At 71.1% G+C, this 21,590-nt stretch carries 12 protein-coding genes; 3 read left to right on the top strand and 9 right to left on the bottom strand.

The annotated features are described in order from the left end of the window. Window positions 1-5 precede the first annotated feature (5 nt). A complete protein-coding gene (locus G6O68_RS04705; protein WP_165245330.1) occupies window positions 6-845 on the bottom strand; it encodes a tail protein X in 840 nt (279 codons plus the stop codon). A gap of 387 nt (window positions 846-1,232) precedes the next feature. Here G6O68_RS04705 and G6O68_RS04700 point away from each other — a divergent pair, with 387 nt between their 5' ends. Next, the gene (locus G6O68_RS04700; RefSeq protein ID WP_165245328.1) at window positions 1,233-3,302 is read left to right on the top strand and encodes a carboxy terminal-processing peptidase; all 2,070 of its coding nucleotides are present in this window, start codon (window positions 1,233-1,235) and stop codon (window positions 3,300-3,302) included. 113 nt (window positions 3,303-3,415) lie between these two features. On the opposite strand, the gene G6O68_RS04695 is transcribed toward G6O68_RS04700, so the two are convergent. The 7 genes from G6O68_RS04695 to G6O68_RS04665 all read right to left on the bottom strand — a co-directional run bounded on the left by G6O68_RS04695 (window position 3,416) and on the right by G6O68_RS04665 (window position 14,771). Then, a complete protein-coding gene (locus G6O68_RS04695) occupies window positions 3,416-5,455 on the bottom strand; it encodes a hypothetical protein (protein WP_165245326.1) in 2,040 nt (679 codons plus the stop codon). A gap of 88 nt (window positions 5,456-5,543) precedes the next feature. Then, the gene (locus tag G6O68_RS04690) at window positions 5,544-6,500 is read right to left on the bottom strand and encodes a D-2-hydroxyacid dehydrogenase (protein ID WP_165245324.1); all 957 of its coding nucleotides are present in this window, start codon (window positions 6,498-6,500) and stop codon (window positions 5,544-5,546) included. Between the two features lie 70 nt (window positions 6,501-6,570). Next, window positions 6,571-8,292, bottom strand: coding sequence for a S41 family peptidase (locus G6O68_RS04685; RefSeq protein ID WP_165245322.1), 1,722 nt, complete (start codon window positions 8,290-8,292; stop codon window positions 6,571-6,573). A gap of 388 nt (window positions 8,293-8,680) precedes the next feature. Continuing rightward, window positions 8,681-10,501 carry a CRTAC1 family protein gene (locus tag G6O68_RS04680; RefSeq protein ID WP_165245320.1) on the bottom strand — a complete coding sequence of 607 codons (1,821 nt, stop codon included), beginning with the start codon at window positions 10,499-10,501 and terminating at the stop codon, window positions 8,681-8,683. Further along, a complete protein-coding gene (locus tag G6O68_RS04675) occupies window positions 10,498-13,611 on the bottom strand; it encodes a multiheme c-type cytochrome (RefSeq protein WP_165245318.1) in 3,114 nt (1,037 codons plus the stop codon). Before G6O68_RS04675 ends, G6O68_RS04680 begins: the two co-directional genes overlap by 4 nt. Before the next feature lie 104 nt (window positions 13,612-13,715). After that, window positions 13,716-14,318 carry a DUF1795 domain-containing protein gene (locus G6O68_RS04670; protein WP_165245316.1) on the bottom strand — a complete coding sequence of 201 codons (603 nt, stop codon included), beginning with the start codon at window positions 14,316-14,318 and terminating at the stop codon, window positions 13,716-13,718. 57 nt (window positions 14,319-14,375) lie between these two features. After that, a complete protein-coding gene (locus tag G6O68_RS04665; RefSeq protein ID WP_165245314.1) occupies window positions 14,376-14,771 on the bottom strand; it encodes a hypothetical protein in 396 nt (131 codons plus the stop codon). 234 nt (window positions 14,772-15,005) lie between these two features. Here G6O68_RS04665 and G6O68_RS04660 point away from each other — a divergent pair, with 234 nt between their 5' ends. Both G6O68_RS04660 and G6O68_RS04655 read left to right on the top strand, forming a co-directional pair. After that, window positions 15,006-16,973 (top strand): ABC transporter permease subunit, encoded by a 1,968-nt coding sequence (locus G6O68_RS04660; RefSeq protein WP_165245312.1) that lies wholly within the window; start codon window positions 15,006-15,008, stop codon window positions 16,971-16,973. Window positions 16,974-17,120: 147 nt separating this feature from the next. Next, a complete protein-coding gene (locus tag G6O68_RS04655) occupies window positions 17,121-20,123 on the top strand; it encodes a PVC-type heme-binding CxxCH protein (RefSeq protein WP_165245310.1) in 3,003 nt (1,000 codons plus the stop codon). Here G6O68_RS04655 and G6O68_RS04650 read toward each other — a convergent pair. Then, window positions 20,096-21,493 (bottom strand): alginate O-acetyltransferase AlgX-related protein, encoded by a 1,398-nt coding sequence (locus G6O68_RS04650; protein ID WP_165245308.1) that lies wholly within the window; start codon window positions 21,491-21,493, stop codon window positions 20,096-20,098. The two genes, G6O68_RS04655 and G6O68_RS04650, sit on opposite strands and share 28 nt — an antisense overlap. Between the last annotated feature and the right edge of the window lie 97 nt (window positions 21,494-21,590).

Here is a 21,590-nt window from a genome sequence, read left to right as displayed (position 1 = left end):
TCCGCTCACCGCGCCGGGGTCCACAGGAGGGCCCCCGCCCGGAGCGGGCCGCGACGCGAGGCCAGCCCCCGGTTCGCCTGGATCAGCGTCTCGACCGCGCGTCGGCTGCCGTAGACGCGCTCGGCCACGTCTTCCAGGGTCTCCCCCTCGGCCGCCACGGTCGTTTCCGGGTCCCCCCGGGGGATCACGATCGACTCCGACGCCTCGGCCGCCTCGGCGACCGTGGCCGTCTCGCGCGCCGGCGCGACGGGGGCCGAGACGGGGACCGAGGCGGGCGAGCGGCGGGGCGCGGGCGTCGTCGCGATCCGGGTCGAGGTCGCGACCGGGCTAGCCGGCCGGGGGACCTCGATGGGAGCGGCCGGCGTCGGCGCGGGGGGCCTTGCCGCGTGCGCGGTCGCGGACACCGGGTCGGGCCTGGCCTCGGGCGGGGGCTCGGGACTGGGGCTCGGCTCGGCCGGTCCCGCGAAGGCGAGCGGGGCGGGCGAGGGTGACGGAGACGGCGAGGACGCGGCGGGCGGAGCCGGGTCGGCGACCGGCGCGGTCGGGGCCGCCGCCCCTTCGTGCATCGTCGGGCCGATCGCGGGGTCCGCGGGCGGGCCGTCGCTCGCGACCGGCGCGGGCGCGGCGTCGATTTCGGGGGCGGGAGCGGAGGCGTCGAGGGTCGAGGTCGGGACCGTCGGGGCGGGGGCTGCGGCGTCGGGCTCCGGCGGGGGCTCGGCGGGGCCGGGGGGGGGCTCGGTCGCGACGCTCCGGCCTCCCGGCGGCTCGACGGGGCGGAGGACGACGGCGAAGAAGCAGACGATGAACACACTCAGCAGCATGCTGGGCAGGATCTGGCGGTTCATGGTGCGCGACTCGAAGGATGGCGGGGAGGCGGCGGCGGGGAGCCGCCTTATCTCTGCTCATCGGCCGATCGGCCTCCGGGCTTGAATCCGTTTTCTTTCCATGCGAAGGCGGCGCGAGCGGCGGCCGCGTCACGACTGGACCTGGAGAGACTTGCGAAACCGGCGGGATCGGACTCGATTCTCCCGAACCGCGGCGGTGCGGCTGGCGAATTGAGGGAATCCTCGCCCGCCGATGACGCCGACGTCGCCTCGTTCGAAGAGGATCCTGGCGATTTCGCGGATTGCAGGGACGATCTTGTCCGAACCGGGCCCCAGGGCTAAGATTAGCGCGACGGACAGGGCGCCCCCCGTTCCCCCTCCATGTCAGGTTTTCAGGAACACATCCCTATGCCCCGACTTGCCTTACGTCCGCTGTCGCTGGTTGCGATCCTGTTCCTGATGGCGGCGATCGTGGGCGCTCAGGCCCCCGTGCCCACCACGGAGGACCAGGAAATCGCCCGAACCGTGGTCGACCTCCTGGAGCGCGGCCACATGGCCCGCCCCGTGATCGACGACGAGATCGCCGTCAAGTGGTGCGACAACTTCCTCAAGGACCTCGACCCTCAGAAGTACTACTTCCTGAAGGCCGACGTCGAGGAGTTCAAGAAAGACGCGACCACCCTGGACGACAAGATCCGGGAGGGGGACATCAAGTTCGCCGAGAATGTCTTCGCGCGCTATCTGCAGCGCCAGGACGAGCGATACAAGACGGTGCTCGACCTGCTCTCGAAGCCGGTCGACTTCACGGTCGACGAATTCCTGACCGACGACCCGGAGAAGATCGACTACGCCGTCGATAAGGCCGAGGCCGACGAGCGATGGCGGAAGAAGCTCAAGTACGAGCAGCTCCAGCTCAAGATCGACGACTCGAACACGCCCGAGGACGTGGTCCAGAAGCTGACGGTCCGCTACCGCGACCGCAACCGCCTCTTCCACCAGTTCGACTCGAACGAGCTGCTGGAGGTCTACCTGTCGAGCCTGACCCGGACCTTCGACCCCCACTCGTCCTACCTGAGCGCCAAGAACCTGGAGGACATGCTCAACCAGCAGCTCCACCTGTCGCTGGAGGGCATCGGGGCTTCGCTCCGCTCCGAGGACGGCTACGCGGTGGTCGCCGAGGTCGTGCCCGGCATGGCCGCCGACAAGGACGGCCGCCTCCAGCCCGACGACAAGATCGTGGCGATCCGCAAGGAAGAGGGGGGCGAGATCGACCTGGTCGAGAAGAAGCTCAGCGACGTCGTCCGCTACATCCGAGGGCCCCGCGGCACCACCGTCCACCTGATCGTCCAGCCGGCCGGCACCAAGGAGCGGAAGGAATACTCCATCGTCCGCGAGAAGGTCGAGCTGACCGAGCAGCACGCCAAGGGGAAGATCCTGGAGTCCCAGGCCGACGGCAAGAACGTCAAGCTGGGCGTCATCAACCTGCCCGCCTTCTACGGCGACACCATGGCCATCCTCCGCGGCGACCCGAACGCCGTCAGCGCCACGGCCGATTGCCGCAAGATCCTCGGCGAGTTCAAGCAGGCCGGCGTCGACGCCGTGATCTTCGACCTCCGCGACAACGGCGGCGGGCTGCTCGAGGAGGCCAAGACCCTCTCCGGCCTGTTCATCGACACCGGCCCGGTCGTCCAGATCAAGGAGGTCGTCGGCGTCAAGCACCTGGATGACGACGACGAGGGGACCGCCTGGGACGGGCCCCTCGCCGTCCTGATCAACAAGTCCAGCGCCAGCGCCTCGGAGATCTTCGCCGGCGTGATCCGCGACTACGGCCGCGGGCTGATCATCGGCGACTCCAGCACCTTCGGCAAGGGGACAGTCCAGAGCATCGTCAACATCGGCGAGCACGCCCGGCGTCGCGACCGGGGCAAGAACAAGGGTGCCCTGAAGCTGACCATCCAGCAGTTCTTCCGGGCGAACGGCGACAGCACCCAGATCAACGGCGTCGCCCCCCACATCCACCTCCCCTCGATCCGCGACTACATGGACGTCGGCGAGGGCAAGATGGACAACGCCCTGAAGTTCGAGAAGGTCGAGCCGCTGGCCCACGACAACTACAACCGGACCCCCGACGACCTCGTCACCACGCTCGACGCCCGCTCCGCCGAACGTCGCAAGGCCGATCCCAAGTTCCAGAAGCTGGAGCAGCGGATCAAGCAGTACGTCGACCGCAAGGCGAAGCACTCGATCCCGCTGGACGAGGCGAAGTTCAAGGCCGAGTTCATCCCCGATGACGAGGAGAAGGCCGACGACGAGAAGGAAAAGACGGACAAGAAGGCCAAGAAGAAGTACATCGAGCGCGAGGTGTGGCTCAGCGACTTCTACAACGACGAAGTCCTCCGCATCGTGGGCGACTACCTGACCCTCGGCTCCAAGGTCCTCGCCGCCGCCCCCGTCCGGGCCGCCGCCGTCAACGAGTGAGCCGCATCCTCGACGGGTTTCCTCCCGTTTGAAGGCGCACAATCGAAGGGCCGGGCTCGCCGCGAGGCGAAGCCCGGCCCTTCGGCGTTTCGAAGTTGAGGCGGCCCGTCACGTCAGCTGACTTCGGGGCGGGCGGACCTCGCGGCGCGGCGATGGAGGATCCAGGCCCCGGCCAGCATGAAACACCCCGCGACCTGGAGGGCGATCCCCCAGGCGAGGCCCCGAGGCCGGATCTCCAAGACGAGCCTCCCCCGGGAGTCGGCCTCGGCGACGAACGGGGTCAGCAGCTCGGCGCAGCGCAGTCCCGGGAAGGCGGGCCGGCCGTTGGCCCACCACCAGGAGCCCGGGTTCTGGTTGACGTGGACCGCCTGTCCCGGCTCGACCTGGAAGACCAGGCGGTTCGGGCTCCAGGAGACGGGCCGCACCGGCCCGGCGTCGGTCCAGGCCTCCCCGCGATAGGCCGGGTCGTCGCGCGCCAGGCGGAGCGTCGGCGCGTTGCGGTAGTAGCTGAGCATCGGCTCATACCCCTGGATCACGCCGTAGCCTCTCAGCGTGCAGGGGTAACCCAGGCTCGCCAGGACGTTCTCGATCTCCGGCACGGGCGGGCCGGGGAACAACGCGGGGTCGGGCCGGACGCTGAACGCCAGCGGGAGCTGCTGGTGGGCGAGCACCAGGAAATCCGCCGCGATCACGACTGCGAGCGCCGCGGCCAGGCCCCGGAGCGCCCGTCGCGGCGAGCCTCGCAGGCGAGAGAGCGCGGCGGCGACCGCCAGGCCCAGGCCCAGCATCGCCAGGAACCGCCAGCGGGTGACGACGTGGGCCGAGCCGAAGAGCGGCCAGCTCATCAGCCAGGCGCTCGGGTGGTACCACCGCACCGAGCCGATCGCCAGCCAGAAGCCGGCGAGCGCCAGCGCGTGCCACCATCGCCAGCCGAGGAGCAGGCTCGCCAGGGCCAGGACGAGGACCACCGGCCCGACGTAGCAGGTCAGCTCCGCGAAGACGCTCCCCAGCACGTCGCTGAACTGGGCCGTCCACCGAGGAGACGGGCGGTGGGTCAGGTAGTGGAACAGCGAGGCCGGCGTCTCGTCCCACGAGGTTACGCGCTCGCGCTTGTCGTCGAGCAGGATCAGCAGGACCGGGACGAGACGCCAGCCGCACAGCATCAGGCAGGTCCCGACGGCGGCGGCCGCGTGGCGCAGCAGGGCGACCCGACGCCCCGGCGGCTGGAGCCGCAGGGATCGCAGGCCGATCGCGGCCGTCAGCGGGATGGCGTACAGGCTCATGTACTGGATGCCGTTGAGCATCACGAAGGCCATCCAGAACCCCATCGCCAGCCCGTCCGAGAACCGTCGGCCGATCCGGAAGGCGAAGTAGGCCAGCCAGGGGACGCTGCAATAGCTCATCGCCAGGATGTAGCCGACCGCCGTGTCGACGGCGACGCCCCCGTTCAGCCCGTAGACGAGCGCCGCGGCGGCCGACGCCCAGGGGTCGCGGAACCAGAGGCGGGCCAGCCGATAGGCCCCCTCCACCGCGAGGAGGATGCAGAGGATCGCCGAGAGCCCGAGCCCCGTCGTCGTCCCCAGCGCCAGGATCAGCGGGGTCGCCATCGAGATCGCGCCGATCTGGGGCTCGGCCGCCAGCGGGAACCCGCCGCGCGACCAGGGGTTCCACCAGGGGAACTGTCCCCAGACGAGGATCGTCCGCCTCGCGGCCTCGAACTTGTCGAGCACGAAGTCCCAGTCGGAGAAGCCGAGGCCGTCGGGGTTGCTCAGCATCGGATAGGCGAGGGTCAGCACGGCCAGCCGGATCGCCCAGGGGAGCCATCGCTCGGCGGCGGTCGCGGGCCCCCGAGCCTCCGCGTCCAGGACGTCCGGCCAGGCGTCGCCCGGTCGGACCGTCCACAGCCGGACCGCGCCGGCGGCGAGGATCGCCAGCATCACGCCCTGCCCGAACGCCTTGCGCGTCCAGGCGGGCAGGCCGTACACGAGCGCCACCAGCACGTCCAGGGCCAGCGGGCCGAGGAACGCGCCGAAGGCGACGACGACCAGCAGGATGAGGGGCCGGTAGGATCGCGGGTCGAACCACGGCCGCAGCCGTCGCAGGAGGCCCCGGAGCCTCGCGTCCCACGTCGAGATCGAGCCGTTCGGCGTCACGGCGCTGGTCCCCTCACGAGCGGCGGCTGGCGTCCGACCCATCACGAGCGGGGATTCTACCACATCGAGCGAGCCGCCTTCGCGGCCCTCAGCCGACGACGTTGATCGGCGAGCCCGAGGCGTAGGCGGCGACGTTCTCGACGGTGGCCGCCATCAGGCGTTCGCGGGCCTCGGCCGTGGCCCAGGCGATGTGCGGCGTGATGACGAGGTTCCTGGCCTTGAGCAGCGGATTGTCCGCGGCGATGGGCTCGCGCGAGACGACGTCCACGGCCGCGCCGGCGATCTCGCCGGCGTTCAGGGCCTCGGCCAGGTCCTTCTCGACGATCAAGGGGCCCCGGCCGGTGTTGATGAGGAACATCGAGGGCTTCGCGGTTTTGAGCAGCTCTCGGTCGACCAGCCCCTTGGTCCGCGGCGTCAGCGGGCAGTGGAGGGTCACGACGTCGGCCTGCGCGAACAGCTGCTGGAGCGTCAGCGCGGGGATCGGGTCGCTCGGGGCGGCCGGCGTGCCGCTGGGACGGTGGGCGATCACGTCCATGCCGAACGCCCGGGCGATGACCGCCACGCGGCGGCCGATCTGGCCCAGGCCGACGATCCCCATCGTCTTGCCGGCCAGCTCGATCAGGGGCGTCTTGCGGATCGAGAAGTCGGGCTGGCCGGCCCACTCGCCGGCGAAGACGGCGTCGGAGTGGAGGCCGACGTGCAGGGTCAGCTCCAGGAGCAGGGCGAACGTCACCTGGGCCACCGAGTCGGTGCTGTAGCCCCGGACGTTGGAGACGACGATCCCGCGCTCCGTCGCGGCGTCGACGTCGACGCAGTCGAAGCCCGTGGCGGTGACGGCGATGAACTTCAGCTCGGGAAGCTCGGCCATCAGGTCGGCTCGGATCGGGCATTTGTTGATGATGAGGACCTCGGCCCCGGCGGCCCGCTCCCGGACCTCTTCGGGGGCGGTCACGTCGTGATAGGCGACCTCCCCGTACGCGGCCAGCCCGGCCCAGGCCTGGGGATCGTCATTGAGCGTCCGACCATCGAGCACGACGATTTTCACGTTCGGTTCATCCTTCGAAAAGCGGACGCCCCCGGGAGAGGTCCCGAGGGCGGCGGCGATCGCGGCGGGTTCAGCGGGCGGCGGCCTGGGCCTGCGACTCCCCCTTGGAGGCGCGGATGGCGGCGGCGAGGACCGGGTCGAAGCGGGGGTCGCCGACGATCGACTCGTCGACCGCCTCGGGCCCGGCGTCGGCCTCGGCGATGGCGCCCCCGTCGAGGGGGGCCGGCTTGGCGGCCACGCGGGTCTGGATCGGCAGGTCGGGCGAGACGCCGCGCTCGCTGTAGGCCCGGTCCTGGGGCGAGTAGAACTTGGCGGTCGTCAGCTTGAGCCCGGCCGGGGCCGAGCGGAGCGAGAAGATGCTCTGGACCGATCCCTTGCCGTAGGTCCGGTCCCCGACGATGGTCGCCCGCTTGTGGTCCTGGAGGGCGCCGGCGAGGATCTCGCTGGCGCTGGCGCTGTCGCGGTCGACCAGGACGTACATGGGCATCTTCCAGCGAGGGCGGCCGCCGGCCTGGAAGACCTGGCTCTGACCCGAGGCCCGGCCCCGGGTGGAGACGATGACTCCCGAGTCCAGGAACCGGTCGGCGATGTCCACGGCCACGTTCAGCAGCCCGCCGGGGTTGCCGCGGAGGTCCAGCACCAGGGTCCGCATCCCGAGGCCGACCAGCCCCGAGATCGCCTGGTCCAGCTCCTCGGTCGAGCTTTTCTGGAAGCCGGCGAGCTGGACGTAGCCGATGCCCCGGGCCTCGTCCACGATCTTGGAGCGGGTGACGCTCTCGACGTCGACGTGGCGGCGGACCAGGCGGACGGTCTGGACGGTGGCGTCGCGCTTGAGGACCTCCAGCTCCACGCTGGTCCCCTCGGTCCCTTGCAGGCGGTTGGCGGCGTCGTCGAGGGCCAGGCCCTTCACCGTCTGGCCGGCGATCTTGACGATCTGGTCGCCGGCGGCCAGGCCGGCCTCCCACGCCGGGCCGCCCCGGATCACGCCGACCAGCTTGAGCCCCTCGGGGGCGCCTTTCAGCTCGACCCCGAGGCCGACGAAGTTGCCGTCGATCATGGCATAGAGGTCTTCGAGCTTGTCCGGGGTCAGGTAGCTGGTGAAGTCGTCCAGGGCGTCGCACGCGCCGTAGGTGAACTCCAGGAAGACGGGAGTGGCCTCCATCCCCAGGCCGTGGCGGGCGAGGTCGGCGGCCGACTGGGCGACGGAGAGGGCCCCGTTGCGATCGGTTACGGCCAGCCGGCCCCGCATCGCCTTGTACTGCTCGCGGAGCCAGGCGATCCGCTCGGGATCGGCGGCGGTGGCGTTCAACTTGAGGAAGATCGGGTCGCGGAGGGCGACCTCCAGGTTGTCCAGGCCGTGGCGGAGCAGGGGCTCCAGCGGGACCGCGTCCACGTAGAAGTTCTGGATCCGCTCCAGAACCTCGGCGTAAAGCTCGGCCGACTGGTCGCGGGGGAGGCGGAGGAGGACCGTGCGGAAGCTGGCGTCGTGGTAGCGCTTGCCGAGCTTGAAGTGCAGCTCGCAGAGGCGGAGGCGGCGTCGGAAGTCGGTCCGGCTGGGCCACTGCTCCAGCGACTTGCGGTAGGTCTCCATCGCCGCCGACCAGTTGCGACGGCGCTCGGCGTCGAGCCCGCGCTCGAGCGCGGCGTCGGGACCCTCGGCGTCCAGACGGTCGATCGACGCGTCCGGGGCGGCCGGGCCTTCGAGCGGCGCGGACCGACTCGTCGAGCCGGGGATCCAGACCAGCAGCACCGCGAGCAACCAGGCCAAACGAGGGGTTCCGATCCGGCGCATGGTCGACCGTCCTCCCGGGAGGAGGCGGTGCTGGGGAGGAGGCCAACCCGCATCAGGCGCCGCTAGGGGACTTGTCGATCGAGGAAGACGACGGTCGAGAGCTTTCGGGGCCGGCTCCGGCGTTCATCCTGTGTCCACCCACGCGCCTGACGGAATTTGCGTTCGCGAGCACCGCTCCGTACGTTGCAATTCGATGGATGTCGTTCAATGAGGCGGCTACGACGTACGCCGAGCCCGGAATCGGGTCCGGGTCGAGAACGGTCGGTTCGGCGAAGGGGGCCGGACTCCACCGGCTCCCCCCGTCGTGGACAATTCTATCACACGAGGAAACCCCCCTAGGCCGGGAATCCGGCGCGATTCGGCGCCGCCCCCCCGACGAGGCGAGGAATCAGCGCAGGCCGGACAGCTCGTCGACCCGGTACATCCGACCCGCGTCGAGGTTCTCGAACTTCGAGGTCTTCCCCGAGGGCCAGGTGACGGTCAGCTCGTCGACCTTCTCGGCGCGGCCGAGGCCGAAGGTCAGGGGATGTTCCATCGACGACAGGTAGCTCTTCGCGGGGAAGAGCTGGCGGCGGCTGGTCCGGTCGCCGACCCGGACGGACACCTTGGCGCCGATCGCGTCGCGGTTCGAGGCCTTGCCGTCGCTTGTCAGCTCGACGCGGATCCAACGATTGGCGTCGCCGCCGTCGTTGCGGAGCAGTCGCGCCGGGGCGTTGTTGGCGGTCAGGACCACGTCGAGGTCGCCGTCGCCGTCGATGTCGGCGTAGGCGCTGCCGCGGCCGACCATCGGGTTGAAGAGGTCGGGGCCGGCGGCCTCGGGGCCGATGTTCACGTACAGCTCGCGCCCGGGCCGGCCCGAGTTCCAGAGCAGCTGCGCCGACTGCTCGTAGTGCTCGCTGGCCTGGACCTTGGAGATGTCCGGCTCCAGGTGGCCGTTGGCCGAGAGCAGGTCGAGGCGGCCGTCCAGGTCGTAGTCGAAGAAGAAGATACCGAACTTCAAGGGGGGCTGGGTCGGCGCCCCCAGGCCGTAGAGGTTGGCCAGGTCGGAGAACTGCAGGCCCGACGGCTGGTCGGTGACGTAGAGCGCGGTCATCTCGTTGGCGAAGTTGCCGATCGCCAGGCCCAGGCGTTCGTCGTCCAGGAAATAGGCCCAGTCGCAGCCCATGCCGCCCCGGGGCGAGCCCGACTGGTCGAAGGCCACGCCGGACAAAAGCGCGATCTCCTCGAACTTCCCGCCCCCCTTGTTGTGGAAGAGGAAGTTCTGCACGGTGTCGTTGGCGATCGCCACGTCGACCAGGCCGTCGCCGTCCACGTCGAACGGGGCCACGCCCAGGGACTTGCCCAGCGGGGCCTTGAGGTCGGGGGTGCGGACCTGGACGCCGGACTCCTCGCTGACGTCGGTGAACCGGCCCTCGTCGTTGCGCAGGAGCACGCAGAGCGAGCCGTTGAACGAGGTCGGCGGCCCGTAGGCTCGGCCCAGTCCGGTGAGCTGGAAGCCCTGGACCTTGTCGATCTCGGGGGTCCAGGTGATGTAGTTGCAGAGGAAGAGGTCGAGGTCGCCGTCGTTCTCCATGTCGAAGAACGCCGCGCCCGAGAGCCAGCCGTTGGGGCCCCTGGCGTTGGCGGCCTCGCTGACGTCGGCGAACTTGCCGCCGTCGTTGCGGAAGAGGTAGCCGCGGCCGACGGCCGTGACGTAGACGTCGGGGTCGCCGTCGTTGTCGTAGTCGCCGACCGCGACGCCCTGGCCGTAGAAGGTCTTGTCGAGGCCGGCTTCCTTGGTCGCGTCCTCGAACTTCCCCTTGCCGTCGTTGCGGTAGAGGCGCTGGGTGGGGGCGGGGTCGGGGGCGTCCTGGTCGCCCGGCCAGGGGGACGAGTTGACGAGCAGGAGGTCCTGGTCGCCGTCGCCGTCGTAGTCGAGGAAGGCGACGCCCGAGCCCATCGTCTCGGGCAGGAGCTTCTCCCCCTTCGCGCCGTTGAAGTGGACGAAGTCGATCCCGGCCTCCTTCGTCACGTCGACGAACTTGACGGTCGGCAGCGAGGCGGTCTCGACGAGCTTGGGCCGCGTCGGCGCGACCGGTGCGGCGAGGACCGTCGGCTCCGGGGCCTTGGCGCAGCCGCCCGAGGCCAGGGGGAGGGCCGCCGCGGCCAGGATCGCCGCGGTCAGGAGGCGAATGGACGGAGATGGATTCAGGGTCTTCCGGTCGGTCATAGTCCACTCTCCTCGGGGCGGGCCGTCGCGGGTGCGGCGGCGGTCGGCGACGGGCTGGGCGATGCGTCGATCCCCGGCGCGCCGGGGCGGTGCAGGGGATGGATGACGATGGACTGGGCGTTCATGTTGGCGGCCGGGCTGTTGCGGCGGGCGGCGGCGAAGGCGCGTCCCTCGGCCGTCTCGTCGGGCTTGAGCCGCTCGTGGAGCGCCTTGTGGCCGACCTCCAGGACCCGGCCGATCGCCGAGCGGACCTCGGGGTCGGCGGCCTGCTCCCAGGCCTTCGCCAGGCCGTCGGTCACCTCGTAGAGCGGCTCCAGCCGCGACTGATACTTGGGACGCGGGCCCTTGACGTAGCGCGCGACGTCGGCGGCCAGCTTGAGCGCCCGCTCCTTGCGGGTTTGGGCCGGGGCGTCCACGTCGGCGACGCCGGGGACCTGGGCGCCGAGGCTCTCGGGGTCGATCGGCTCGGCCGGGGCGTCCGGCTCGGGCGGCTTGGGGCCCCAGGCCGGGTCGCCGAAGGCCAGCCCCAGGCCGTAGTGCGAGGCCACGTCCTCGGCCTCGATCTTCACCGAGCGGTGGTAGTTGGTGATCGCCTTCGTCAGCCAGGCCTTCCGCTCCTCACCCTCGACCGGCTCGATCCGGGCGCGGCCGTAGCAGGCCTGGGCCAGCTCGTTGATCACGACGTAGTCGAGGCTGAAGTCGAACTTGCGCTCGGGGATCCTGGTATTCAGGACCGTCTCGAAGTTGGCGACGGCTTCGTCCAGCAGGCCGTTGCGGACGTTGATCCGGCCGGTGAGCCAGTTGATCGTCCAGGGGGCGGCGGGCTCCTCGTGGGAGGCGGCCTTCTCCAGGGCCTCCAGGGCCTCGGGGATCCGCCCCTCGCGCTCGTAGACCCGCGCCAGGTTGACCCAGCCGTCGGCCTTGCCCAGCTCGGCGACCTTCCGGAAGACCGGCTCGGCCTGCTTCAGCTCGCCCTTCTGGCCCCCCTTCTCGCCCCCTTCCAGCAGCAGGCCGATCCCGTAGTCGTTCCAGCGCTGCCAGGTCTCCTTGATGGGGGAGGGCTCGTTCTCGACGGCGGGCCCCCCCTCGACCGGGAGCTTGACGGAGTCCGTCGCCATCAGGGTGATGGGGATCTCGGGCCCCTCGCCCTTGCCGAAGAGGTAGTCCATGTAGGTCCGGTCGAATTTGCGGTAGTTGACGCGGGCCTCCAGCGTGATCGGGCCGGTCGCCCCCGGCGGCACGTCGAGGCCGAAGTGGACGACCTGGCCGGCCCCGGGGGGGATCTGCTTGTTGTAGAGCGGGACGAAGATGTCCTGGGGGTTGCGGCGGTCGATCCGGTTCCCCTCGCGGTCGAGCATGTAGACGTTGATGAAGTGCGAGTACGGGTCGACCGCGCCGTCCTCGCCGATCCCCCCCGAGCGGCCGACGATCCGGTCGCCGTCGCGGGCGATCAGCTCGACCCAGATCTCGTTCGAGTCGACGGTCCCCTGGGTCAGCGGGTGGCCGAGGCCCAGCGTCCGCACGACCGTCTGCACCAGGTACTTCCCGCCGGGCTTGAGCGTGGGGACCTCGGGGCGTAGCGGGCCGAGGAATTCGCCGTCGATCTCGCCCCCCTCGCGGAGGGCGAACAGGTCGACGCGGACCTTCTTGTCGCTCAGGTACTTCCGGTGGGCCTCGACCGTCTTCTCGTCCCCCTGGAAGTGGGCGAGGGCCGTGTTGGCTCCGACGAACGTGTGGTCGTGGATCTGGCGGCTCCCCTTGGCCGCGAAATCCTGGGCGCCGAAATCGTTCGAGTCCTTCAGTTCCATGTGGCAGTCGGCGCAGTTGGACTTGGCGACGGGCGGATAGTAGAAGCTCCGCGCCCCGTGGCCCGAGACGCCCGAGAGCAGGTGCGGCGTGTAGTGGTCCTGGCCCCGGACGAAGTCCTTGTACTCGTTGAGCGCGAACGGCAGGCCGACCTTGTGGCAGGTCGAGCAGAACTCGCTCGAGCGGATGATCGGCTTCAGGAACGTCTTCTTGTGCATCTCGGGCTTGGCCTTCACCAGCGTGTGGTTGATCCACTGCAGGACCGGGTCGTCGCTGAAGGCGAAGGGGTAGTGCTGGGGCTCCTCGATGGTGTAGGCGCCGTTGCCCCGGGTGTTGTTGACGTTGCTGATGGCGTGGCAGGTGGTGCAGGTGATCCCGGCGTGCGCGGTCGGGTCGTTCACGTCGTCGTAGTTCGGGTCGTCGAACTGGCCGGAGAAGAACGGCACGGGGTCGTGGCAGCCGGCGCACCAGCGGGCGGCCTGGGTGGTGCCGTCGCGCTCCATCGAGACCTGCCGGGTCTCGCGGACGCTCGACAGGTACGCCTTGTTGTTGAACGAGCTGAGCCGGTGCGACGAGTGGAACCAGCCGTCGTAGGCGTCCTTGTGGCAGTTCAGGCAGTACTGGTCCATCATCAGCGTCTCGGCCGGGATGAACTTGCCGTTGGCCGTGACCGCCTCGGACGGGTAGAAGTACTGCTTGCCCGACTTCGGCCCCCGCTCGCCGAACGTCCTCGGGTCCTGGAAGTGCAGCACGCCCATGACCGCCGCGAACCCGACCACCGGGATCGCGAACCGTCGCGCCCACTCCCAGCGGATCCGGGGGCCGGCCAGGCGGTGCTTGACGTAGAGCCCGACCGCGAGCAAGGGCGCGACGACGTGCGCCCAGTAGCCGGCGTCGCGGACGCGGACGTCGCGGACCTCGAACCCGCCGATCCGCACCAGCATGAACCCGGAGACCAGGACCACGACCCCGATCGCCAGCAGCGCCAGCCCGTAACGCACCGCCGACTTGTTCGGCCGCTTCCACGAGGTGACCAGGTGCGCGAACCCGAACGCCACGAACGGGACGACGAGCAAGAGGCCCAGCAGGACGTGCAGCAGGGCCATCAGGAAGTAGAAATACGTCTGCTGGGTGCTGCCGGTGTACCACGTCAGCGCCGTGACGCTGGACAGGTAGAACCCGTTGGCCGCCAGGACGGCGAAGGCGATCAGGATCACCCAGAGCAGCGGCCGGAGCTTCGGGCCGATGGCGGGCTGGTACACCCGGCCGCGGCGGTCGCGGGGGGTGGCTGCGGGCGTCGACATGGACTTGCTCCCGTCCCCCGCCGCGCGATTCGCGTCCGGCGGGGCGACCTCGTCGGGGACCAGGGATGGATGATGACGTCTGGAAGAACCGGGCCGGCGAACGATCAGTAGGACGAAGTGGTCGGCGCCGCGTCGGGCGGCAGGGCCATCCCGGCCAGCGCCGCCTCGACTTGCGGGGTGACGGCGAGCCGGGCCGATTCGGGCATCCGCCAGGCGAGGAAGAGCGTCCCGTCGCGGCGGGGGAAGCCGATGGTGATCTCGCGGGTCGGCGTCAGGGTCGTCCCCTCGGGCGCCGTGGCCTTGTTCACGCTGCTGGGGGCGATCTCCGAGCCGGTCCCCGGCGCGACGACCTCGACCCGCGCCGCCGGGACCCCGGCGATCGTCTCGACCCGACGTTCTAGGACCTGGAAGCCGGGGAGGTGGGTCAGCCGGTTGGCCATGGACTCGACGACCTGCTCGGCGGTCCCGCCGGGGATCGGCAGCTTGCGGTAGATGGTCAGCGACGAGCCTTCGGGGCCGGACCAGGCGGCCAGCCGGACCCCCGGCGCGAGCCAGGTCGAGCGGTCGACCGGCTTCCAGCCCTCCGAGAGCGTCAGCCTGGGGATGGCCCGCGCCTCCAGCGACGACGGCCGGTCGCACCCGGATGCGACGAGGAGCAGCGTCGCCGCGACGACGCGACGCGCGAGGACGATCGATGCGTGAGCCACGCCTGAACCCTTTCCCGATGCCTTGAGGAAACGCGACGACCCGATGCGAAGGGGGCGTCAGGCGGCGCGGGGGGGGCGGTCGAGCGGGGTCGAGGCGAGCCGGGGCGCGACGGGTGCGTCGGCGGGCCGGAGGGATGAGGAGGCCGGGGGTGATTCCGGGGCGGCGGGCGTCGTCGCGGCGGCCGGGACGGCGGGCGCGTCGAGGCCGGCCCGGTAGGGAGTCTCCCCCTCGCAGGGGAGCGGGCGGAGCGCGGCGGGCGCGGCGAGGCCGGCCGGGTCGGCGTTCGCCCAGGCGTCCCACGAGGTCGTCCGCGAGAGGACGGGGCGCTCGGGGACGTGGCAGCCGGCGGCGCGGGATTCGGACCCGGCGGAGACGGCGAGGATCAGGGCCGCGGTCGCGATCGCGACGCGGGACCAGGATCGTCCCATCTTCGGGCGACCGGAGTCATCCACGGCCGGGGGGCTCCGCACGGTTTGGACAAATGGGGATGCGACGGGCTCATTGCACTCTACGGGACCGGCCGGACCGATGTCAACGTCTCCGCCTCGCGAGACCCCTTGGTCGGGCGCGGCCGGGTTTGCTACACTTTCCTACCGGGGACGCCTTCGGGAGCCATCCTCCTTTCCTTCGTCCACCCGCGCCCCTCCCGCCCTTTGTCTTCTCTCCGATCGTTGGGGGATCCGCCCTTGTTCGCCGGACCGATCATCGCCCGGGAAGTGCTCACCGCGCCGCGGAGCCTGCGATATTACCTGTGGCGGGCCTCGTTCGCCTGCTTCCTGTTCATCCTGCTCTGGACCGCCTGGCAATCGATCGTGGGGTGGCAGGACGTCCGCGAGCTGGGCCTGATGGCCCGCTTCGGCGGCGTGCTGTACGGCATGTTCGCCATGCTCCAGCTCACGCTGATGCTCTTCTTCGCGCCCCTGTCGACGGCGGCGGCCGTCGCCTACGAGAAGGACCGCCGCACCTTCACGCTCTTGCTCATGACCGCGCTTTCCGACCACGAGATCGTGCTGGGCAAGCTGGTGGCGGGGCTCTTGCACATCGTGGTGATGCTGGGGGCGGGGATCGGCCTGCTGTCGCTCTGCGCCCTGTTCGGCGGGATCTCGTTCGGCCAGGTGCTGAACCTGTTCGCGGTGACGGCGGCGTCGGGCGTGGCCGGCGGGGCGATGGGGCTGCTGGTGGCCCTCTGGCGGGACCGGACGTTCCAGTCGATCTCGCTGACGATCCTGATGGTGGTCTTCTCGGTGACGGGGGTGGAGCTGTTCAGCGTCTTCTTCCCCGACCTGGAATTGCTGGGCGTCCCGGTCAAGGAGGTCCTGAACCCGTATCGGGCGATGCTCGCCGTGCTCTACCCGGCGGCCGACCAGGCGACGGGCCTGGTGCGGACGACGAGCGTGGTCTACATCGCCGTCCGGCTGACGTTCGCGGCGGCGATCGTGGCGATCGGCACGGCCATGCTCCGGGTCTGGAACCCGGGCAACAACGAGCCGAGGGAGAAGGGCGAGGGGGACGCCGAGGTGGTCGAGACGCTCGTGGAGGTCCGCGAGGAGGCCGTCCCCGCGGCCGCGGCCTCGACGACGACGGCCGCGGCCTCGACGACGACGGCCGCGGCCGCGGTCGTCGGCCGCGAGGGCGGGGCGCCCGTCGGCGGCGATCGGGCCGCGGCGGCGACGACGATGGGGGGCGAGCCCGAGGCCGGGCGCGACGCCGAGGTCGGCGCCACCACCGGGCTGCACGTCCCCCGGCGGACCCACCGCCGGCTGGCGGGGGCCGCCCGGCCGTACCGCAAGCCCTGGACCAACCCGATCCTCTGGCGCGAGCTGATGACCCGGGCCTACGGCTCCAAGCCGCTCATCATCAAGGCCTGCTACTTCCTGCTCTTCGCCCTGGGCGTCGGCTTCTTCCTGAACCTGTCGGCCGGGCTGGAGGAGCCGCTGGGGAGCGGCCTGGGCATGATCCCGGTCGGCCTGGCGATCCTCAGCCTGGTCCTGATCAACGCCCAGGGGGTGACCTCGCTGACCAGCGAGCGCGACACCGGCGCGCTCGACCTGCTGCTGGTGACCGAGCTGTCCCCAGGCGACTTCATCTACGGCAAGCTCTTCGGGGTCCTCTACAACGCCAAGGAGATGGTCGTCCTGCCGATGCTGTTCGCGGCGTTCCTCTGGTGGACGGGCCGGATGTCGGGCGAGAACCTGGTCTTCTTCCTGGTCGACTACCTGCTCTTCTGCCACTTCGCGGCGATGCTCGGCCTGCACGACGCGATCACCTACACCAGCAGCCGGACCGCCGTGGCCCACAGCCTGGGGACGATCTTCTTCCTGATGGTGGGCATCCTGCTCTGCGCCTACCTGATCATCTTCAGCGACCGCGAGTTCGGCCGCCAGCTCCTGAGCTTCATGATCTTCATCGGGGCGGGGAGCGTGGCCCTGTTCGGCTCGCTGGGGGCGAAGAACCCGTCGCGGGCGATCGCCCTGGTGGCCCTGCTGACGCCGTTCTGCTCGTTCTACTGCATCATCAGCCTCTTGAACGGGGACTTCCTGGCCGCCCTGCTCGTCAGCGCCGGGGTCTACGGCTTCGCCCTGATGGCGATGCTCGTCCCCGCCGTCGGCGACTTCGACATCGCCCTGGGGCGCACCAACGCCATCCAGGGCTGAGGCCCGGGTCCCCGATCGCAACCCGCACCGACGTATCCGGGCGAAGCCTCGGCCTCCTCTTCCGGCCGTCGCGGAAGGTTCATCGTCTCGCCGGTCGGGGCCGCCCCCGGCCTGGCACTCAAACGATCTTCGAGGAGTCGCGGAAGGATGTTGCAGCGTTACCAGGGCCTCGCCCTGACGATCCTGTTGGGCGTGGCGACGACCGCGACGGCCCAGGACGACCTGGCCCGCGAATTGCCGAGGATCCCCGCCAGGGAGCCCGCCGAGGCGCTGGCCTCGTTCGCCCTGCACCCGGGGTTCCGGCTCGACCAGGTGGCCGCCGAGCCCCTGGTCAAGAGCCCGGTGGCCGTCGCCTACGACGCCGACGGCGCGCTCTACGTCGTCGAGATGCGCGGCTATCCGTTCGTCGAGGACAGGCCCTCGGGCACGGTCGCCCGCCTGGAGGACCGCGACGGCGACGGCCGGTTCGACGCCCGCACCGTCTTCGCCGACGGCCTCACGTGGCCCACCGGCGTCGTCCCCTACGACGGCGGCGTCTTCATCGCCGTCGCGCCCGAGATCCTCTACGCCAAGGACACGGACGGCGACGGCAAGGCCGACGTCCGCAAGGTCGTCTTCACCGGCTTCGAGACCGGCAACGTCCAGGGGCTGCTCAACAGCCTGCACTGGGGCGACGACGGCTGGATCCACGGCGTCACCAGCAGCAACGGCGGCCTGATCCGGACCGTCGAGCACGCCGACCGCCCGGCCGTCTCCGTCCGGGGCCGCGACTTCCGGTTCAAGCCCGACACCCTGGCGTTCGAGGCCGTCTCGGGCGGCGGCCAGTTCGGCTTCTCGACCGACGACTGGGGCCACGAGTTCACCTGCGGCAACAGCAACCACATCCGCCAGATCGTCCTCCCCTCGCGCGACGTGGAGCGCAACCCGGCCTACGTCCCGCCGGCCGTGATCCTGGACATCCCCACCGACGGCGCCTCGGCCCCGGTCTTCCGCATCAGCGAGCCCGAGCCCTGGCGGGTCGTCCGCACCCGCCAGCGCGTCGCCGACCCGGCGATGCTCAAGAAGCTCTCGCACTCCGAGCAGTTCGCCTTCGGCTACTTCACGTCGGCCACCGGAGTCACGATCTATCGGGGGTCGGCCTATCCCGAGGCCTACCGCGGCAACGCCTTCGTCGGCGACGTGGGGGGGAACCTCGTGCATCGCAAGACGATGGGGATCGCCGGGGCCGTCTGCGTGGCCGAGCGGGCCGACGAGGGTGTCGAGTTCCTGGCCTCGAAGGACAACTGGTTCCGCCCGGTGAACTTCGCCAACACCCCCAACGGCACGCTCCTGATCGTCGACATGTACCGCGAGACGATCGAGCACCCAATCTCCATCCCCGAGCCGATCAAGAAGCACCTGGACCTGACCAGCGGCAAGGACCGAGGGCGGCTCTACGAGCTGCTCGCCGACGGCCCCCGGCCGCTCCGCGCCCCCCGCCTGAGCAAGGCCCCCGCCGCCGAGCTGGTCGCCCTCCTGGCCGACCCCGACGCCTGGTGGCGCGAGACCGCCCAGCGGCTCCTGATCGAGCGCAAGGAGGTCGCCGCCGCCCCCGCGCTCCGCAAGCTGGCGGCCGACCGGCCCACGCCCCTCGGCCGGCTCCACGCCCTCTGGACGATGGACGCCCTCGGCGTCCTCGACGACGCCGACGTCGCCATGGCCCTGGCCGACCCCGAGCCCCGCGTCCGCGAGCGGGCCGCGAAGCTCGCCGAGGGCCGCGTGAAGGCCGACCGCGCCTTGATCTCCAACGTCCTCCCCCTGGCCGACGACGCCGACCCCATGGTCCGCTTCCAGGCCGCCCTCACCCTGGGCGACGTGAACGACGACCCCCGCGCGCTCGACGCGCTGGCCGCCCTCGCCCGCCGCGACGCCGGGGACCGCTGGACCCGAGCCGCGGTCCTGACCTCGATCGCCGGCCACGCCCCCGACCTGCTCGCCCGGCTCGCCGACGACGATTTCCTGGTCGAAGCCCAGGGCCGCCCCTGGCTCGACGACCTGGCGACGATGATCGGCCAGGCGAAGGACGCCGGGGCCATCGAGAAGGTCGTCGCCGACCTGTACGCCAAGGAGCTGCCCGACGACCTGCGGGGCCGCGTGGTCCTGGCCGTCGGCGCGGGGCTCAAGCGGGCCCGGGGCTCGCTCCAGGAGACGCTCTCCGACGCCACCTGGAAGCGGCTCGACGCCCTGTTCGACTCGGCCGCCGAGGCCGCCGACTCGGACCAGCCCGCCGGCCGCCGCGCCGTCGCGATCGCCCTGGTCGGCCTGAGCGGCCCCGAGCGAGCGCTGGAGGTCCTGCCTCCGTTGCTCGACGCCCGTCAGCCCGCCGAGGTCCAGCTCGCCGCGCTGCGGGCGCTGGGCGAGCAGGCCGGGCCGGCGGTCGCCGAAGGGGTCCTCGGCCAGTGGAAGGCGATGAGCCCCGCGGCTCGTCGCGAGGCCGCCGAGGTCCTGTTCAGCCGTGTCGAGGGGATCAGCGCCCTACTGGAGGCGATCGAGTCCAAGAAGCTCGCCACGGCGGAGATCGACCCGCTCCGGCTCAAGCAGCTCCGCGAGCATCCCGACTCGTCGATCCGAGCCCGCGCCCTCAAGTCGTTCGGCTCGGCCGACGCCCCCCGCGAGCGCTCGGCCGTCATCGCGGCGTTCAAGCCGGCGCTCGACGGCGAGGGGGATCGCGAGAAGGGCCGGGCCGTCTACCTCAAGGCCTGCGCCACCTGCCACCGCGCCGAGGGCCAGGGGGTCGAGGTCGGCCCCGACCTGGCGACCGTCGCCGGGCGGTCGCCGGAGGACATCCTCACCCACGTCCTGGACCCCAACCGCGAGGTCGCGGCCAACTACCTGAACTACAACGTGGCGACCGCCGACGGCCGGGTGATCTCGGGCATCATCGCCTCGGAATCGACCGCCGCGCTGGTCCTGAAGCGGGCCGAGGGGGTGTCCGAGGTCGTCCCCCGCGACCAGATCGAGCAGATCGCCTCCACGGGCATCTCGCTCATGCCCGAAGGGCTCGAAGCCGACCTGAAGCCGGCCGACCTGAAGGATTTGATCGCCTTCATCCGGTCGATCCAGTCCGCCAGTCCAGCCCCGGCTCAGGGCGCGGCGACGGCCCCCAAGTGAGCTGAATCCGTCGAGGCCCGCTCGCGGTCGTCGAGACGCTCGGCGATCGCGAGGGCCGCGACCTGGTGGCCGTCGGCCGACCAGTGGGTGTCGTCCGGCAGGTAGACCAACTTCCCGGCCTCCGCCTCGGCGTGGAGCCGGGGGGTCAGGTCGACGAACTCGATCGCCGGCGAGGCTTCCCGCGCCGCCTTCGCGACCGCGTTCGGCAGGTCGTCGACCGGCCAGCCGGGGCAGGGGGAGCCGGCCTCGAACGCGCAGAGGTCTCGGTAGACTCGGAACTTCGACGGCACGAAGGCCACGACCAGCTCGATCCCGCGCGCCCGACAGAGGGCCTCGGCCTCGGCGAAGACCTCTTTCAATCGCGCCATCGTCTCGGGCTTGGCGCGGCCGGGGACGGCTTCGGCGTCTCCCTCGTGGACGCCGCAGGAGAAGTAGATCGGGGTCGAAGCGCCCTGGTCGTCTCGGAACGCGCCGGCCCGCTCGCGGGCAGGGACCGTGGCGTCGCGGGCCGACGATCGGGTCAGCCAGCCCGCGGCGTTGCGGACGAACGACCGGCCGTACCAGGCCCGGCGAGGGGACTCGGGCCGCAGGGCCTTCACCCGCTCGCGGTCGGACTCGTAGGCCGCCAGGTCTTGCAGGTCGTTCCCCTCGTAGAAGAACCAGACGCACGCCCGGGGCCTGAACCCCGCCGCGTGGCGGTCCAGCACGGCCAGCTCCTGCCGGGGTCCGTAGCCGGTCCTTCCCAGGTTGGCCACCGGGGCGCCCATCCGCTCGGCGAGCTTCGTGGAGATCAGCTCGTCGTCGCCCACCTGCAGCCCCTCGACGAACGAGTCGCCGACCAGGACGACGTCCGCCGCCTCCAGGCCGGGCGGATTGCGGAAGCCCAGGCCGTCGAGCGTCACGTCGCAGGTGTAGGGGGTCGCCGGGGGGGCGTCGCGGAGGCCGTGGCGGTCCGAACCCTCGAACCGCAGCCGCAGCCGCTGGTCGGGCTTCCGGGCGTAGAGCAGGTCCGGGTCGGGGAGGTTGCCGGAACGCCTCCAGGGGGGCGTCGGCGTGTGGAAGACCTCGCGGTAGTCCACGACGCCGAGGGCCGCCGGGATCTCGACCGCCAGGAAGGCCGCCGCGATCGACGCCGTGCACGCCCCGAACCGCGCGAGCTTCCCCGGCGGGCTCCATCGCGCGAGGGCCAGGATCGGGCACCAGGCGGCGAGATACGCCAGGGCCGCGGCCGCGATCAGGTGCTCCGCGCCCGCGTCGCGGGTCCGCAGCGTCTCGCGCACGAACCAGCCGACGAGCCCCCACCAGCCGGCCGCGATGAGCAGCCGGGCGAGTCTTCGGCGCCGAGGGATCGGGGAGGTCGGATCGTTCAAGCCTCGACTCCATTCGGACTTCCCGCGTGGGGGACGAGCCTGTTCATACCCCGAAGCCCGATCCTGTCAACCCGACGATCGCGGGCAGGGGTTGCCT

Source organism: Paludisphaera soli (genome assembly GCF_011064595.1).
Taxonomy (GTDB): Bacteria; Planctomycetota; Planctomycetia; order Isosphaerales; family Isosphaeraceae; genus Paludisphaera; species Paludisphaera soli.
This window is presented reverse-complemented; position numbering and strand designations above follow the sequence as displayed.

Excerpts from the sequence above, each read along its gene's own strand:
- G6O68_RS04685 (WP_165245322.1), bottom strand. The coding sequence starts at position 8,292 with ATGCGCCGGATCGGAACCCCTCGTTTGGCCTGGTTGCTCGCGGTGCTG.
- G6O68_RS04675 (WP_165245318.1), bottom strand. The coding sequence starts at position 13,611 with ATGTCGACGCCCGCAGCCACCCCCCGCGACCGCCGCGGCCGGGTGTAC.
- G6O68_RS04705 (WP_165245330.1), bottom strand. The coding sequence starts at position 845 with ATGAACCGCCAGATCCTGCCCAGCATGCTGCTGAGTGTGTTCATCGTC.
- G6O68_RS04700 (WP_165245328.1), top strand. The coding sequence starts at position 1,233 with ATGCCCCGACTTGCCTTACGTCCGCTGTCGCTGGTTGCGATCCTGTTC.
- G6O68_RS04655 (WP_165245310.1), top strand. The coding sequence starts at position 17,121 with ATGTTGCAGCGTTACCAGGGCCTCGCCCTGACGATCCTGTTGGGCGTG.
- G6O68_RS04680 (WP_165245320.1), bottom strand. The coding sequence starts at position 10,501 with ATGACCGACCGGAAGACCCTGAATCCATCTCCGTCCATTCGCCTCCTG.